Origin of the sequence: Saccharopolyspora taberi, from assembly GCF_039534165.1 — a bacterium.
GTDB lineage: Bacteria > Actinomycetota > Actinomycetes > Mycobacteriales > Pseudonocardiaceae > Saccharopolyspora_D > Saccharopolyspora_D taberi.
Map to the genome: position 1 here is coordinate 136490 of NZ_BAAAUX010000003.1, position 15279 is coordinate 151768.

19 protein-coding genes are annotated in these 15279 nt (G+C 70.9%); 13 read left to right on the plus strand and 6 right to left on the minus strand.

Annotated features, from left to right (window positions below; genetic code table 11):
* Positions 1 to 164 precede the first annotated feature (164 nt).
* From era to ABD691_RS03365, 3 genes are all read left to right on the plus strand, one after another.
* The gene (gene era, locus ABD691_RS03355; protein WP_425564952.1) at positions 165 to 1088 is read left to right on the plus strand and encodes a GTPase Era; all 924 of its coding nucleotides are present in this window, start codon (positions 165 to 167) and stop codon (positions 1086 to 1088) included.
* Positions 1089 to 1212: 124 nt separating this feature from the next.
* Positions 1213 to 1995 (plus strand): RDD family protein, encoded by a 783-nt coding sequence (locus tag ABD691_RS03360; RefSeq protein WP_344677856.1) that lies wholly within the window; start codon positions 1213 to 1215, stop codon positions 1993 to 1995.
* A 55-nt stretch (positions 1996 to 2050) separates the two neighbouring features.
* Entirely contained in the window at positions 2051 to 2452 is a 402-nt protein-coding gene (locus ABD691_RS03365; protein ID WP_344677857.1) for a DUF2752 domain-containing protein, read from the plus strand.
* On the opposite strand, the gene ABD691_RS03370 is transcribed toward ABD691_RS03365, so the two are convergent.
* Positions 2449 to 2853, minus strand: coding sequence for a DUF4190 domain-containing protein (locus ABD691_RS03370; protein WP_344677858.1), 405 nt, complete (start codon positions 2851 to 2853; stop codon positions 2449 to 2451). The genes ABD691_RS03365 and ABD691_RS03370 overlap by 4 nt on opposite strands.
* Before the next feature lie 39 nt (positions 2854 to 2892).
* Here ABD691_RS03370 and ABD691_RS03375 point away from each other — a divergent pair, with 39 nt between their 5' ends.
* On the plus strand, positions 2893 to 3381 hold the full coding sequence (locus ABD691_RS03375) for a DUF2752 domain-containing protein (protein WP_344678018.1): 489 nt from the start codon (positions 2893 to 2895) through the stop codon (positions 3379 to 3381).
* Positions 3382 to 3389: 8 nt separating this feature from the next.
* On the opposite strand, the gene ABD691_RS03380 is transcribed toward ABD691_RS03375, so the two are convergent.
* The 3 genes from ABD691_RS03380 to ABD691_RS03390 form a co-directional block, all read right to left on the minus strand.
* On the minus strand, positions 3390 to 3731 hold the full coding sequence (locus tag ABD691_RS03380) for a DUF4190 domain-containing protein (RefSeq protein ID WP_344677859.1): 342 nt from the start codon (positions 3729 to 3731) through the stop codon (positions 3390 to 3392).
* A gap of 181 nt (positions 3732 to 3912) precedes the next feature.
* Positions 3913 to 4986 (minus strand): hypothetical protein, encoded by a 1074-nt coding sequence (locus tag ABD691_RS03385; protein ID WP_344677860.1) that lies wholly within the window; start codon positions 4984 to 4986, stop codon positions 3913 to 3915.
* A gap of 1 nt (position 4987) precedes the next feature.
* Entirely contained in the window at positions 4988 to 5398 is a 411-nt protein-coding gene (locus ABD691_RS03390) for a hypothetical protein (RefSeq protein WP_344677861.1), read from the minus strand.
* A gap of 136 nt (positions 5399 to 5534) precedes the next feature.
* Between ABD691_RS03390 and recO the strand changes: the two genes are divergently transcribed.
* From recO to ABD691_RS03420, 6 genes are all read left to right on the plus strand, one after another.
* A complete protein-coding gene (recO, locus tag ABD691_RS03395; protein ID WP_344678019.1) occupies positions 5535 to 6356 on the plus strand; it encodes a DNA repair protein RecO in 822 nt (273 codons plus the stop codon).
* Complete coding sequence (locus ABD691_RS03400) at positions 6353 to 6958, plus strand: GNAT family N-acetyltransferase (protein ID WP_344677862.1); 606 nt, start codon at positions 6353 to 6355, stop codon at positions 6956 to 6958. The genes recO and ABD691_RS03400 overlap by 4 nt, the downstream gene beginning before the upstream one ends.
* A 57-nt stretch (positions 6959 to 7015) precedes the next feature.
* Complete coding sequence (locus ABD691_RS03405) at positions 7016 to 7855, plus strand: isoprenyl transferase (RefSeq protein WP_344677863.1); 840 nt, start codon at positions 7016 to 7018, stop codon at positions 7853 to 7855.
* The gene (locus ABD691_RS03410; protein ID WP_344677864.1) at positions 7852 to 8283 is read left to right on the plus strand and encodes a hypothetical protein; all 432 of its coding nucleotides are present in this window, start codon (positions 7852 to 7854) and stop codon (positions 8281 to 8283) included. Before ABD691_RS03405 ends, ABD691_RS03410 begins: the two co-directional genes overlap by 4 nt.
* Positions 8284 to 8343: 60 nt before the next feature.
* Positions 8344 to 9351, plus strand: a complete 1008-nt coding sequence (locus tag ABD691_RS03415; RefSeq protein ID WP_344677865.1) for a permease — start codon at positions 8344 to 8346, stop codon at positions 9349 to 9351.
* A 102-nt stretch (positions 9352 to 9453) separates the two neighbouring features.
* The gene (locus ABD691_RS03420; protein ID WP_344677866.1) at positions 9454 to 10158 is read left to right on the plus strand and encodes a TIGR03943 family putative permease subunit; all 705 of its coding nucleotides are present in this window, start codon (positions 9454 to 9456) and stop codon (positions 10156 to 10158) included.
* A 40-nt stretch (positions 10159 to 10198) separates the two neighbouring features.
* Here the strand turns inward: ABD691_RS03420 and ABD691_RS03425 are convergent, their stop codons facing one another.
* Positions 10199 to 10624, minus strand: a complete 426-nt coding sequence (locus tag ABD691_RS03425; protein ID WP_344677867.1) for a Fur family transcriptional regulator — start codon at positions 10622 to 10624, stop codon at positions 10199 to 10201.
* Complete coding sequence (locus ABD691_RS03430) at positions 10621 to 11094, minus strand: ArsR/SmtB family transcription factor (RefSeq protein WP_344677868.1); 474 nt, start codon at positions 11092 to 11094, stop codon at positions 10621 to 10623. Before ABD691_RS03430 ends, ABD691_RS03425 begins: the two co-directional genes overlap by 4 nt.
* Positions 11095 to 11380: 286 nt before the next feature.
* Here ABD691_RS03430 and ABD691_RS03435 point away from each other — a divergent pair, with 286 nt between their 5' ends.
* From ABD691_RS03435 to ABD691_RS03445, 3 genes are all read left to right on the plus strand, one after another.
* The gene (locus ABD691_RS03435) at positions 11381 to 12766 is read left to right on the plus strand and encodes a glycine--tRNA ligase (RefSeq protein ID WP_344677870.1); all 1386 of its coding nucleotides are present in this window, start codon (positions 11381 to 11383) and stop codon (positions 12764 to 12766) included.
* A 105-nt stretch (positions 12767 to 12871) separates the two neighbouring features.
* Complete coding sequence (locus ABD691_RS03440) at positions 12872 to 13531, plus strand: YdcF family protein (protein ID WP_344677871.1); 660 nt, start codon at positions 12872 to 12874, stop codon at positions 13529 to 13531.
* Positions 13532 to 13940: 409 nt separating this feature from the next.
* Positions 13941 to 15236, plus strand: coding sequence for a deoxyguanosinetriphosphate triphosphohydrolase (locus tag ABD691_RS03445; RefSeq protein WP_344677873.1), 1296 nt, complete (start codon positions 13941 to 13943; stop codon positions 15234 to 15236).
* Positions 15237 to 15279 lie beyond the last annotated feature (43 nt).

Sequence of the window (15279 nt, forward strand, 5' to 3'; positions counted from 1 at the left end):
TGCGGCGGGCGAGTTCGTGGAGGTCCTGCGGCCCTGACCGGGCCCGGGTCGCGCGCCGGGCGGTCGTCGAGCCAGGGCGCCCGGCATGCCCGACGATCCCGGGCGCGCCGCTGACCTGCTGCGACGACCCCGGTCCGGGAGGCGAAAACCGCAGGTCAGAGGCCATGCGTCAGAATGGGGCGGTGACCAGTCCTGATGCGCATCGTTCCGGGTTCGCCTGCTTCGTCGGCCGCCCCAACGCCGGCAAGTCCACGCTGACGAACGCCCTCGTCGGCTCGAAGGTGGCGATCACCTCCAGCAAGCCGCAGACCACGCGGCACGCGATCCGGGGCATCGTGCACCGGCCGGACGCGCAGCTGATCATCGTCGACACCCCCGGCCTGCACCGGCCGCGCACGCTGCTGGGGCAGCGGCTCAACGACCTGGTCTACGAGACCTGGTCGGAGGTCGACGTGGTGGGGTTCTGCGTCCCGGCCGACCAGAAGATCGGCCCCGGCGACCGCTACATCGCCGAGCAGCTGGCCAAGGTCGCCCGCCGCACCCCGGTCGTCGGCATCGTCACCAAGACCGACCTGGCGAGCAGGGCCCAGGTCGCCGAGCAGCTGCTGGCGTTGCAGCGGGTGATGGACTTCGCCGACCTGGTCCCGGTCTCGGCGGTGGACTCGTTCCAGATGGACACCCTGTCCGACCTGCTGGTCGGGCACCTGCCGGAGGGCCCGCAGCTGTACCCGGACGGGGAGCTGACCGACGAGCCGGAGACCACGCTGATCGCGGAGCTGATCCGGGAGGCCGCGCTGGAGGGCGTGCGCGACGAGCTGCCGCACTCGCTGGCGGTCACCATCGAGGAGATGATCCCGCGCGAGGACCGCGAGGACCTGATCGACGTGCACGCGGTGATCTACGTGGAGCGGCAGAGCCAGAAGGCGATCGTGATCGGCAAGGGCGGCGAGCGCCTGCGGTCGGTCGGTTCCCAGGCCCGCAAGCACATCCAGGCGCTGCTGGGCAGCAAGATCTACCTGGACGTCCACGTCAAGGTGGCCAAGGACTGGCAGCGCGACCCCAAGCAGCTCCGCAGGCTGGGGTTCTGATCACAGAACGGTCAGGGATCTACTGGAATCGCCCTTTCGGCGGAGTGCTCTCAGGTACGTTTTCGCCCGGCCGTGTTCACTGCCGGCCATCCGAACCTCACCCTGAGACCTGAAGGAATCCCCTGTGAGCACCCCTTACGGCGGTCCGCCCTCCGGACCGAACCCGCAGCAGCCCTACGGCCAGCAGCCCGGCGGCTACGGCCCGCCTTCCGGCCCGCAGCCCCAGCAGCCCTACGGCCAGCCCCAGCCGGGCGGCTTCGGTCCGCCTTCCGGGCCGAACCCGCAGCAGCCCTACGGCCAGCAGCCCGGCGGCTACGGTCAGCCGCAGCAGCCCTACCCGGGGCCGCAGTACGGAGTGCCTGGCATGCACCCGGCGGGCCGGCTGGCCGAGTGGGGGCCGCGGGTGCTCGGTTACCTCATCGACGCGGGCATCCCGGGGGCGATCGCCGCGATCGTCTACCTCATCGCGGCCCTCATGATCGGGGCCAGCATCTCCAGCACGGGCAGCTTCGGCGCCGTCGCCGTGATCGGCGTGATCTTCATGGTGCTGGTCTACCTGGGGATCATCGGTTTCCAGATCTGGAACCTCGCCTACCGGCGCGGCACCACCGGCCAGACCCTCGGCCAGAAGGTCGTCAAGATCAAGACGGTGGACGAGATGACCGGCCAGCCGATCGGTTTCGGCCAGGCGTTCCTGCGGCAGCTGTGCCACATCGTCGACTCGATCATCTGCGGTCTCCCCATCGGCTGGCTGGCCCCGCTGTGGGAGGAGAAGAACCAGACCTGGGCGGACAAGATCATGAAGACCGTCGTGGTGCAGGTGGACGAGTTCGCGCCCGGTGCTCCCGGCGCCGTGCCCGGACAGCCCGGTCCGCAGCCGGGATACGGACAGCCCCAGCAGTGGTGATCCGAGACCAGGTCTCCGGCCGGACCGGTCGGAGACCTCTTGCTCGGGGCAGCCGGTGAGTGAGTCCGCGGTCACGGCGCGGCGCAGGCGCAGGACGGCGGGACTGGCCGTGGGTGCAGGGGCGCTCGGTCTGCTGCTCGCCACCGGCGTGCTGGCCGTGCCGTGCCCGTTCAAGCTGCTGACCGGCCTGGACTGCCCCTTCTGCGGTGGTAGCCGGATGCTCGGCGCGCTCCTCGCGGGTGATTTGGGCCGCGCGCTCGACCTCAACGCCTTCGCGCTGCTGGTGGTGCTCCCGCTGGCCGCCTCGATGCTGATCGCGGGGGTTCTCCGGGATTTCCTGGCGGTGCGGATTCCGGGGCCCGGCCGGACGGCCGGGATGACGCTCCTCGTTCTGCTGGCGGCGTGGAGCGTCCTGCGAAATCTTCCGTTCGAACCGTTCCTGGTGCTGCGGGCCTAGTTCGGAAGGTTGTTCACCATCACCATCGCCATCGTGATGACGAACGCGGCGTAGGCCAGAACTCCGCCGATGATGATCCAGCCGATGATGATGGCGGCCAGGGCTATCCCGGCGCCGTCCCACCGCGGATCCTCCTTGATCCTCTTGCGTGCCATGTGGCCGATGATCACGCCCGGGATCGCGGTGACGAAGCAGAACGTGGCCACCAGCGACAGGATCAGGGATGTCGTCGCGAGGCTGTGCGTCGGTCGCCCGACGTAATAGACCGGATGCGGCGTCGGATACGGGTACGGGCCGGCGGGAACGATCGGGTGTTCGGGCGCCGACGGCATGTTCTGGGGAAAGCTCTGGGCCGAGCCCGACGGGTCTCCGGGATTGCCGTCGCCGTGCGCGTTGGTCATGACAGCCTTCTGGTGTCAGCGGTTCTGCTTCGGGTTTCGATGCTCCCGGGCCGGCTGCCGCGCGGGTGGCCGGTCGGCCGGGATGGGAGCGGCCTCACACGGGTTAGGATCGGCCGCGTGCCGACCGGTTGGACGAGTTCGCTGCGGAAACTGCGCTGGACTTCGAGCGCTGTTCTTGCGGCCGGAGCGACCGGGCTGGTGCTCGGCGGCGGAATCGTATCGCTGGCCTGCCCTTTCCGGACGGTTTTCGGAATCGACTGCCCGGGGTGCGGTGGAAGCCGCATGATCGGTGCCCTCCTGCGCGGAGACTTCGCCGCGGCGCTGGACTTCAACGCCTTCGGACTGCTGGTCGTTCTCCCGCTGGCCGCGGTCCTGCTGATCGCGGGCGCGCGCGTGGAGCTCGGCAGGGCCGCCCGGATGTGGCCATCCGGCCGCACCGGGCTGCTCGCCGCTGTCGCGCTGGGGGTTGCGATCGTGGCGTGGGCCGTGGTCCGCAACCTGCCCGGGGCCGAGGTGCTGCTCGCCTGATCGGCGATCTAGTCGAACCCGCGCTGGAGGTCGGGGCCGAGTACCCCGGTCGCGGCCAGGATCACGAAGGTGAGCAGCAGCAGCCAGATCCCGAAGACGATCCAGCCGACGAGGATCCCGGTCAGCGCCATCCCACCGCCGAGGCTCTGCTGCGGGGACTTCTTGATCTGGTTCTGGGCGACGTGGCCGAGGATCGCGCCGACCGGGCAGATGATCAACGCTCCGTAGCAGCTGATCATCCCGACGAGCGAGACCACCATCGAGGCGATTGCCATGCCGTTGTACCGGGGCGGCATCGGGTACTGCCCGTACTGCGGATACGGGGACGGGGCGTTGTAGGGGTAGGTCATCACGATCCTCTCTGCGCCGGCCGAACGGCGGCGCCGGGTATGGGCCCGGGAGATGGGACGGATCGCCGGCGTTGGCGGATCCAACGGGATTCTCCGCCTTGCGTCACCTGGACGTGTGAGTAGGTGTACGCCTGGCGGGAGTACGGCCGACACGGCGTGTCACGCGCCGGCTGCTCGGGTCCTACTTGGGCAGCTCGGGGAGCGGGGCGGCCCCACCGGTGTGCAACTCCAGCAGATCCACGGCCACGATCAGCGAGTGGTACAGGGTCTTGGCCATGTCCCAGACCATCATGCACTGGTCGGAGATCGACTTGATCGCTTCCTGGATGAGATCCCAGATCTCGGTCACGAGACTCCACAGGGTCTCGACCAGTTCGATCAGCACATCCGGCGAGAGCAGCTTTGCCGGATTCCTGGCGAGGTCCTTGATCTCCTTGACGACCTTGCGGATTCCGAGTCCGCGGATGCGCAGGATCGAGATGACCGCGCGGAGGGCGTTCTCGTACACCCGGGCGATGCCGTCGCAGCAGTCCTTCAACGCGACGCAGATGTCGGCCTGAGTCGTCACCGAGCGGATGTGCTTCTCCCGGATCTTCTGCTCGGCAAGGTGGGCGGCGAGACCTTCCCAGTGCCCGGACACCTGATCCAGTCCGGTGCGGGAGTTCTCGGCGAGAGCTTCGAGTGCGACACCGGTCTCGCCCCAAGCGCTCCCGACCCGGCGAATGGCTCCTGGGTCGCCGAGGACGAAGGGCATCACCTGCTCCATGATGTCGAAACCGGTGAAGTCCTTGACCGTGCCGACCCAGTCGCCGATCAGCCCCTCGATCTGCTCTTTGAACGGATCGATCTCGTTGTTGTCCGGCGGAGCCTTCGGGGTGACCGCGGACTCGGGCATGGAAACCGCTGGTTCCGGAAGCCGCCCGGCATGGCCCATGGACGGCATGAGCTGTGCGCCGTGCTTCTCGAACACCTTCTCGGCCCCGGAGTCCGTCTGCGCGTAGACCTCCGCCGACCCCCGCAGCTCATCGGCGTTCCTGCGATACGTCTCGGTGGTCCGCCCGAGGCCCTCCGCGAAGTTGTCCGCCCCTTGGCTGAAAATTCCGCGCAGCGGCGACAGAACTCCGTCTATCCGGTCGAAGTTCCGGCAGTGCTCGTTGATGTGACGGGTGATGTGCGCCAACGCACCGTCGGCATTTCGCTCGAACTGGTCGGCATATCCCTGCAAGTACGGCAATTCGACTTGGAATCCGCCCATGCTACTGCCCTCGGTTTTCGTCGGCGGCCTTTCGGAGCACCGCGTTCGCCGCGTCTTCCGGCGAAGCACCGCCCTGCCTGAGTTCGTAAACCTCGCGCACCACCCGGACCTGGCGGTTCATCTCGTTGTGAATCGCGCGCACCGCCGGTTCGTCCGACAGGTTCCCGGTTCCGCGCAGTACGTCGTTCCAGGTGAGTTCACCGGCCGACACGAGACCCGCCACTTCGCGGTATTCCGGTGAAGCGTCGGAGAGGTCCTCGATTTCGTCGCCGAAATCAGCGTGCGCTTCCGCGAACCGCTCGTTCTCCTCGTCGATCCGCCGCGTCCAGGCGTTCATCGCGGATTCCATCTCATCCAGTTTCAGCTGGATTTCCGCGCGCAGTTCGGCGCGGTTCTTCAGCTCGTCGACCACGAGCGGGAACGTAGCAGCCACGGTGCGGCAGCAGGGCCGTTTTCGCCGAGGATCGTCCCGGAACCGCGGGGTCGGCGGCGGATCGGTCGGCCCCTTGCCTCCCGCCGTCCGCCGAAGAGGTGAGACGATGCCCTGCGTGAGCCTCTACCGGGATTCCGCGGTCGTGCTGCGGGTGCAGAAGCTCGGCGAGGCCGATCGGATCATCACCCTGCTGACCAGGCGCTACGGCAAGGTCCGGGCGGTGGCCAAGGGGGTGCGCCGGACGACCTCCCGCTTCGGGGCCCGCGTGGAGCCGTTCTGCCACGTCGACGTGCAGCTCTACACCGGGCGCACGCTCGACGTCATCACGCAGGTGCAGACCGTCGACGCGTTCGGCGTGCACATCGTCGACGACTACCAGCGCTACACCGCGGCGTGCGCGGTGCTGGAGACCGTCGACCGGCTCGCCGCCGAGGAGGGCGAGCCGGTGCTGCGGCTGTACCTGCTCGCGACCGGGGCGCTGCGCGCGCTGTCCGGGCGCGAGCGCGACCCGTCGCTGGTGCTCGACGCCTTCCTTCTCCGGGCGATGTCCTTCGCCGGGTGGGCGCCCGCGCTCGCCGAGTGCGCGCGCTGCAACGCGCCGGGCCCGCACGGGGCGTTCAACGTCGCAGCGGGCGGTGCGGTGTGCGCGCAGTGCAAGCCCGCGGGCTCGGTGCGCCCGTCGCCGCTGACGCTGCCGCTGCTGGAGGCGCTGCTGCACGGCGACTGGAGCTCGGCCGAGGCCGCCGCCCAGCCGGTGCGCCGCGAGGGCAGCGGGCTGATCGCCGCGCACCTGCAGTGGCACATGGAGCGCCAGCTGCGGTCGCTGCCGCTGGTGGAGCGGTCCGAGTGGAAGGTGCCCGACCTCATCCGCGAGCGCGCGGCCGAACTGGAACCACCCCGGGATGTGATCACCGCCGCGGCCGGGGAGGACGGTTGATCGTCCGGAGCTGGCGGCCCGGCGACGCCGAGGCCGTGCACCGGATCTGCGTGGCCACCGGCGACGCCGGCGAACCGGTGCACCCGATCCTGGCCGACCCGAACCTCGTCGCCTACGTCTTCGCCGACCCGTACGTGCTGCTTCAGCCCGAGCTGGCGTTCGTCGCCGAGTCCGGGGGCGCGGTGCTCGGCTACGTCGTCGCGGCACTGCACACCGAGGAGTTCTACGCGCGGTGGCAGCTGGAGTGGTCCCCGCGCTTCGCCGCGACCCACCCGGCCAGCAGCCGGGTCAACGCCCGCAACGCCGACAGCCAGCTCCGCGCGTTCCTGCACCGGCCGCGGCTGATGCTGCCGCCGCACCTGGACAGCTACCCCTCGCACCTGCACATCAACCTGCTCGCCCAGGCGCGGCGGCAGGGCGCGGGCCGCAGGCTGATGCACGCGGTCTTCGGCCAGCTCGCGCGCGCCGGATCACCAGGCGTCCAGCTGGGCGTGCGGGTGAGCAACACCAGGGCGCAGGCTTTCTACCGGGCGACCGGGATGATCCGGCTCGCCTCGCACGACCGCTCCGAGGTCCGGTTCGGCCTACCACTGAACGGGTGACCGCGAGCGGTCCGGGACAATGAGCGTTCCGGCACGCCGACCAGAGGGAAGGAACCCATGCTGCGACGCAGAGGGCGAGGCAAGGACGACCCGAGCGTGCGGCCTCCCGACCCACACCCGTCCGGAGCGCGCCCGCCCGCGCTGCCCCCGGAGCTGGTGCCCCAGCACATCGCCGTCGTGATGGACGGCAACGGCCGCTGGGCCAACGAGCGCGGGCTGCCCCGCATCGAGGGGCACAAGCGCGGTGAGGCGGTGGTGCTCGAACTGGCCAAGGGCGCCATCGAGATCGGGGTGAAGTGGCTGTCGCTGTACGCGTTCTCCACCGAGAACTGGAAGCGCAGCCCGGACGAGGTGCGGTTCCTGATGGGCTTCAACCGCGACGTCATCGCCCGCCGGGTCGACGAGCTCGACGAGCTCGGCGTCCGGGTCCGCTGGGCGGGCCGCAAGCCGAAGCTGTGGCGCAGCGTGGTCAACACGCTGCAGGCCGCCGAGGTCCGGACCGCGGGCAACGAGGTCATGAACCTGACGATGTGCGTCAACTACGGCGGCCGGGCCGAGATCGGCGACGCGGCCAGGGAGGTCGCCCGGCTCGCCGCCGCCGGGAAGATCAACCCGGACAAGGTCGACGAGCGGATGCTGGCCAAGCACATGTACCAGCCGGACATGCCGGACGTGGACCTGTTCATCCGCCCCTCCGGGGAGCAGCGGACGTCCAACTTCATGCTCTGGCAGTCCGCCTACGCCGAGATGGTCTTCCAGGACACGCTGTTCCCCGACGTCGACCGCACCCACCTGTGGCGGGCGTGCGAGCAGTACGCGCGCCGCGACCGCCGCTTCGGCGGCGCGATCGACCGGGCCGGGCAGCACACCGAGACCGCCCAGGAGGGCACCCGATGACCCAGGAGGCCGCCACCACCGCGGAGCTGATGACCGCGGCCAAGGAGGCGCTGGAGACCTACCACGACGTCCACGTCGACGACGACGGCGCGCTGACGTTCCGGCACGCCGAGGTGCCGTGCGCGGTGCAGGCGATGCAGCTCGCCGAGGGGCTGACGGTGCTGAGCCTGACCTGCGTGGTGGCCTGGGACCTGCCGCAGAGCGACCGGCTCGCCCAGTCCGCGGCCGAACGCGCCGGGCAGGGCCTGTTCGGCACGCTCGGCGTGGTCCGCACCGAACGCGGGATGGACGTGACGCTGCGCTACGCGTTCCCGGCCCAGGGCATGGACCCGACGCCGCTGGGCACGCTGCTGATGCTGGTGGTCTCCACCGCGTCGCAGCTGCGCGGTGAGCTGCTCGCCGAATCCGAGGACGTCACCGGGGAGTAGCTCAGGGGGAGATCACCCCTAGTGCGAACGATTATCACTTCGGGCTGGCAGGATGTCGGCGTGACCACGACCGCCAGTCCGCCGGGCCGCGCCCGGCCACGTCGTCGCATCACCTCCCTCGAAGTGCTCTGCGCGCTGCTCGTCGCCGCCGTGGTGTTCCAGGCGCCGCTGGCGTCGGTGCTGGACGTGCCCGCACTGCGGACCGGCTCGACGGTGTTCGTCGCGGTCTGCGTGCAGGCCATGCCGTTCCTGGTGCTCGGCGTCCTGATCAGCGGCCTGATCGCGGCGTTCGTGCCACCCGAGGCCCTGCGCCGGATGCTGCCGTCGCACGCCGCGGCGGCGGTGCCGGTGGCCGGGGTGGCCGGGCTCGCGCTGCCGGGCTGCGAGTGCGCGTCGGTGCCGGTCGCGCGGCGGCTGATGCAGCAGGGCGTAGCGCCCGCGGCGGCGCTGGCGTTCCTGCTGGCCGCCCCGGCGGTCAACCCGATCGTGCTGGTCTCGACGGCCGTGGCGTTCCCGGCGGAACCGCTGATGGTGCTCGCCCGGTTCCTGGGCTCGCTGCTGACCGCCTGCGTCATGGGCTGGCTGTGGGTGCGGGTCGGCAAGGCGGAGTGGATCGCCGAGCGGGCGCTGCGCCGGATGGAGCACGGCGTCGAGGGCGGCCGGTGGGCGGTGTTCACCGAGACCGCCCGGCACGACCTGGTCGAGGCAGGCGGGTTCCTGGTCCTGGGCGGGCTGACCTCGGCGGTGTTCAACGTCGTCGTGCCCGCCGAGTGGATGCAGTCGCTCGGCGGTCAGCTGGTGCTCGGCGTGCTGGTCATGGCGGTGCTCGCGGTCGTGCTCGCGCTGTGCAGCGAGGCCGACGCGTTCGTGGCGGCGTCGCTGTCCGGGCTGCCGCTGATCCCGAAGCTGGTGTTCCTGGTGGTCGGCCCGGCGGTGGACCTGAAGCTGATCGCCCTGCAGTCGGGCACCTTCGGCCGCCGGTTCGCCGCCCGCTTCGCCCCGGCGACCTTCGTGGTGGCCGTCGCGTGTTCGGTCGCTGTCGGTGCGTTGCTGCTCGGAGGTGCGTGACCGAAGCGGTCCTGCCGCTTCGGAGTCCCCTGCCTGCGGTGGTGCCGGTTGCTCGGATCGGCCAAGCGGCTGTGCCGCTTCGAAAACGAAAAGAGGACGATGATGCGGCGCGAGACCCAGAACCTGCTGTTGCTGCTGCTTGGCGGTGCACTGCTCAAGATCGCTCTCAGCGGCGCGTACCTGCGCTACGTCAAGCCGTCGCTGCTGCCGTGGCTGCTGGTCGCGGGCGGCGTGATGGTGGTGCTGGCGGTGGTCGCGATCGTCGGCGACATCCGCCGCGACAGCGCGCCGCACCACGACCACGGTTCCCGCAGCCCGTGGCTGCTGCTGCTCCCGGTGTTCGCGATCTTCCTGATCGCCCCGCCCGCGCTCGGCTCCGACTCCGTCGACCGCGCGGGGGCGGTCGCGCCGCAGCAGCCGCGCGAGTCGCTGTTCGAGGCCCTGCCCGCGGGCCCGGCGCCCGAGCTGACCCTGTCGGAGTTCGTCACCCGCGTCGTCTGGGACGACAGCGGCGCGCTCAACGGGCGGACCGTGCGGCTGCGCGGCTTCGTCGTGCACCCCGACGGCGCGGGCGCCCAGCTCGCCCGGATGCGGATCAGCTGCTGCGCGGCCGACGCGGCGCCGGTCCGGGTCGACCTGGCGGGCCCCGCCGCCGGACGGGCGGCGTCGCTGCCGTCGGACACCTGGATCGAGATCACCGGAGCGCTGCGCCCGGGAACCGCCACCGAGGGCAACGGCCACGTCCCGACCGTCGACGTCACCGACGTCCGGACGATCCCCGCGCCCGACGACCCCTACGAGTACTGAGCTGCCCTACGAGTCACCGGGCTATGAGTTCCGGGCTGCCCTATGAGTACTGAGCCGCGCAGTCCGGGCAGGTCCCGATGATCTCCACGGTGTGGTTGACCTCGGAGAAGCCGTGCTCCTCGGCGATCCGCTCCGCCCAGTTCTCCACCGGCGGGTCGGAGACCTCCACGGTCCGCCCGCACCGCCTGCACACCAGGTGATGGTGGTGGTGGCTGGAGCAGCGCCGGTAGACGGCCTCGCCCGAGTCGGTGCGCAGGACGTCGATCTCGCCGGCGTCGGCCAGGGTCTGCAGGGTCCGGTACACGGTGGTCAGGCCGATGCCCTCGCCCTGTCGCCGCAGCTGCTCGTGCAGCTCCTGGGCCGAGCGGAAGTCCTCGACCTCGTTGAGCAGCTTCGAAACGGCGGCTCGCTGCTTGGTCGCCCGGAGGCCGGGTACGCCGGCCGCGGGGCGCTCACCGGTGGTCACGCTGTCTCCGTCTCCTGTCGGGTGTGCGGTGCGACGGTCGCTCGCCGGGGACGCTTGCCCGCGATCTCCTCGGCGTGCGCCACCGCGTCGACGACGATGTGGGCCAGGTGCTCGTCGACGAGACGGTAGACGACCTCCCGGCCGTGCCGTTCGCCGTAGACCACGCCCGCCGACTTCAGCACCCGCAGGTGCTGGCTGATCAGCGGTTGGGTGACCCCCAGCGCCTCGACCAGTTCGTGCACGCACCGCTCGGCGGTGCGCAGCTGGAGCACGATCGCGATGCGCACCGGCGCCGCCAGCGCCCGCAGCAGCTCGCCCGCGTCGACCAGCGTCTGCTGGTCGCGCAGCGGCGCGGGCTGCCTGGGCCCCCGTTCGGGAGAGTGCACGTGTTCCTCGGCGCGGTCGGGATGACCGGTGCCAACAGCCGACCGGGCCGGTTCGGGAACGGAGTCCGGACTGACCGCGGGCATGGTGTCCTTTCCGGCGGGGAACTCGCCTGACCTCGAACGGGCGCCGGGGCGGCTGACCTGCGGACCCGGAGCCCGGAACGCGACGCGCGCTCTGCCGTTCCCATACTACGGGTACGACTTGCCCGGACGAGCACCGTTGACCGGCCCCCGCACGCGTCCGCGCCGGGTGGGGCGCGACAATGCGGTCGCACGCATGGGTAGGCTGGGTCATCCAGCACGTCCGTCGTGCGTGACCAGCAAGTTCGACGCCCAAGCGATACTTCCCGAGCGATATTCCGGAGTGAACGTGCCCGCCGATCAGATCGACACGATCGTCAACCTCTGCAAGCGCCGTGGTTTTGTCTACCCGTCGGGCGAGATCTACGGCGGTACCAAGTCGGCGTGGGACTACGGTCCGCTGGGTGTCGAGCTGAAGGACAACATCAAGCGCCAGTGGTGGAAGTCCGTCGTGCAGGGCCGCGACGACGTCGTCGGCCTGGACTCCTCGGTGATCCTGCCCCGGCAGGTCTGGGAGGCCTCCGGCCACGTCGGCGCGTTCCACGACCCGCTGGTGGAGTGCACCTCATGCCACCACCGGTTCCGGGCCGACCACCTCGCCGAGGAGTTCACCGAGCGCACCGGCAAGGAGCCCGCCGAGGGCGACCTGTCCGAGATCCCGTGCCCGAACTGCGGCACCCGCGGCCAGTACACCGAGCCGCGCGAGTTCAACATGATGCTCAAGACCTTCCTCGGCCCGGTCGAGAGCGAGGAGGGCCTGCACTACCTGCGGCCCGAGACCGCGCAGGGCATCTTCGTCAACTTCGCCAACGTGATGACCACGGCGCGCAAGAAGCCGCCGTTCGGCATCGGCCAGATCGGCAAGTCCTTCCGCAACGAGATCACCCCGGGCAACTTCGTGTTCCGGACCCGCGAGTTCGAGCAGATGGAGATGGAGTTCTTCGTCGAGCCGGGCGAGGACGAGACCTGGCACCAGTACTGGATCGACCAGCGCATGGACTGGTACGCCGAGCTGGGCATCGACCGCGACAACCTGCGGCTCTACGAGCACCCGAAGGACAAGCTGTCGCACTACTCGAAGCGCACCGTCGACATCGAGTACCGCTTCGGCTTCGGCGGCGGTGAGTGGGGCGAGCTGGAGGGCATCGCCAACCGCACCGACTTCGACCTCACCACCCACTCCAACCACTCCGGGGTCGACCTGTCGTACTTCGACCAGGCCAGCAACTCCCGGTACCGGCCGTACGTGATCGAGCCCGCGGCGGGCGTGGGCAGGCCGATGATGGCGTTCCTGATCGACGCCTACACCGAGGACGAGGCGCCCAACGCCAAGGGCGGCGTGGACAAGCGCACCGTGCTCAAGCTCGACCGCAGGCTCGCCCCGGTGAAGGTGGCGGTGCTGCCGCTGTCGCGCAACGCCGAGCTCTCGCCGAAGGCCCGCGACCTGGCCGCCGGGCTGCGCAGGAACTGGAACATCGAGTTCGACGACGCCGGTGCGATCGGCCGCCGGTACCGCAGGCACGACGAGATCGGCACCCCGTTCTGCGTCACCGTCGACTTCGACTCGCTGTCCGACCACGCGGTCACCGTCCGCGAGCGGGACACCATGGCCCAGGAGCGGGTCGCGATGGACAAGCTGGAGGAGTACCTGGCGGTCCGCCTGCTGGGCTGCTGAGTGGTGCCGGGCTGCTGAGGGGCTGATCGCTCCCGGCCCCGCGCGGGTCACGCGGCTGCGCCGCTTCGAGGACAAGGCAGGCGGGAAACGGGGATCATGCGGGATGTGAACACCTCTCGGGCCGGCCGGTCGCCGGGATCCCGGTGGGGCACCATCGTGCGACGCGCGCTGATCGGTGCCCTGCTGGTGGCGTTGCTGGTCGGCGGTGGCACCGCGTTCCGGGTCTGGCAGGTCGCCCGCGACGACCAGCGCCGACCGGTCGACATGGTGGTCGTGCTCGGTGCGGCCCAGTACCACGGAAAGCCGTCGGACGTGCTCGAAGCGCGCCTGCGGCAGGCGCTGGAGCTGCACCGGGAGGGCCTGACCGACCATATCGTCACGGTCGGCGGCAGGCAGAGCGGCGACAAGTACACCGAGGCCCAGGCGGGCAAGAAGTGGCTGGTCGACAAGGGCGTGCCCGCCGAGCAGATCGTCGACGTCGACGTGGGCAGCGACACCCTCGGCAGCATGCAGGCGGTGGCCGACCTGGGCAGGCAGCGCGGCTGGAGCAGCGCGCTGATCGTCAGCGATCCCTGGCACTCGCTGCGGGCCAGGACGATGGCCAACGACTTCGGCCTGGAGACCTGGGCTTCGCCGACCAGGTCCGGGCCGATCGTGCAGACCAGGGACATCCAGTTCCAGTACATCGTCCGGGAGACCGGCGCGCTGCTGTACTACCGGCTGACCCACGCCCCGGCCGAGCTCACCGGGGACGGGCTGGGCTGACCGGCGGGCCGGGGTGGTCGGCGGGCCGGGGTGGTCGGCGGGCCGGGTTGCTCGGCGGGCCGGGTTGCTCGGCGGGCCGGGATGACCGGCGGGTCGGGCTGGTCGATGGGCTGGGTTGATCGACGGCCTGGGTTGACCGGCGGGGTGAGCTGGCCGGCAGGCCGGGGTGATCGGCGTGCTGGGCTGATCGGCGTGCTGTGTCGACCGGCGGCCTGTGTCGACCGGCGGCCTGGGTTGACCGACCGCCTGGATTGACCAACCACCTGGATTGACCGGCCGCCTGGGTTGACCGGCCGCCTGGGTTGACCGGCGGCTTGGGTTGACCGGCGGCCAGAGCTGACCGGCGGGCCGGGGTGATCCCGCCTCGGCCGTGACCTGTTCGTCGGGTTCCGGCCGTAGTCTGGGGCCGATGAGCGACGAGTTGCCCGGCTACGGCGAGCACGACCTGCGTCGGCTCCTGCCGGAGCCGCCGAAGCAGGCCGCGCTGCCCGGCTCCCGGTCCGAGGACCGGACCCCGTTCGCGCGCGACCGCGCGCGGGTCCTGCACTCCGCCGCGCTTCGGCGGCTGGCGGGCAAGACCCAGGTCATGGGGCCGGAGGAGGGCGACGTCCCGCGCACCCGGCTGACCCACTCGCTGGAGGTCGCCCAGATCGGCCGCGGCATCGCGGCGGCGCTCGGCGCCGATCCCGACCTGGTCGACACCGCCGGGCTGGCCCACGACATCGGCCACCCGCCGTTCGGGCACAACGGCGAACGGGCGCTCAACGACCTGGCCGAGGGGTTCGGCGGCTTCGAGGGCAACGCGCAGACGCTGCGCATCCTGGTCCGCCTGGAGCCCAAGCTGGTGACCGACGACGGCGCGGGCCGGGGGCTGAACCTGACCAGGGCCTGCCTGGACGCGGCGACAAAGTACCCGTGGCCGAAGCGGCCGGGCGAAGCCAAGTTCGGCGTCTACGCCGACGACCTCGACGTGTTCGCGTGGATGCGCGAGGGCGCGCCGGAGGGGCGCCGCTGCCTGGAAGCGCAGGTGATGGACTGGGCCGACGACGTCGCGTACTCGGTGCACGACGTGGAGGACGGCGTGCACTCCGGCCGCATCTCGCTGCACTCGCTGACCCGGCCGGACGAGCGCGCGGAGATCGTCCGGATGGCGGCCAAGCACTTCTGGCGCGACGGGCGTTCGGCGCAGGAGACCACCGCGCTGCTGGAGCAGGCGGCGGGCGAGCTGGTCGAGCTGCCCGCGGTCGCCGCGGTGCTCGACTACGACGCGACGCTGCGGGCGCAGGTCGCGCTCAAGCGGCTGACCAGCGAACTCGTCGGCCGTTTCGCGTCGGCGGCGGTGACCGGGACGGCGGCCGCGTTCGGCCCGGGTCCGCTCACCCGCTACCGCGCCGACCTGGTGCTGCCGGAGCAGGTGGTGGCCGAGGTCGCGGTGCTCAAGGCGGTCGCGGTGCGTTACGTGCTCAGCGATCCGGAGCGGCTGCGCAAGCAGGAGCGCCAGCGGGCGCTGCTCGCCGAGCTGGTCGAGGCGCTGGCGAGCCGCGCACCGGAGTCGCTGGACCCGGCGATGGCGGTGGCGTGGAACCGGGCGGGCGACGACGCGGCGCGGCTGCGGGTGGTGGTGGACCAGGTGGCGTCGCTGACCGACGCGCAGGCGATCCGCTGGCACCGGCAGGCGTGCGCGGACAGCAGGACTGCGGTGTGAGGTACGTCCGAAAGCCTGCCGATCAGCGGTCCCCGTTCGGCAC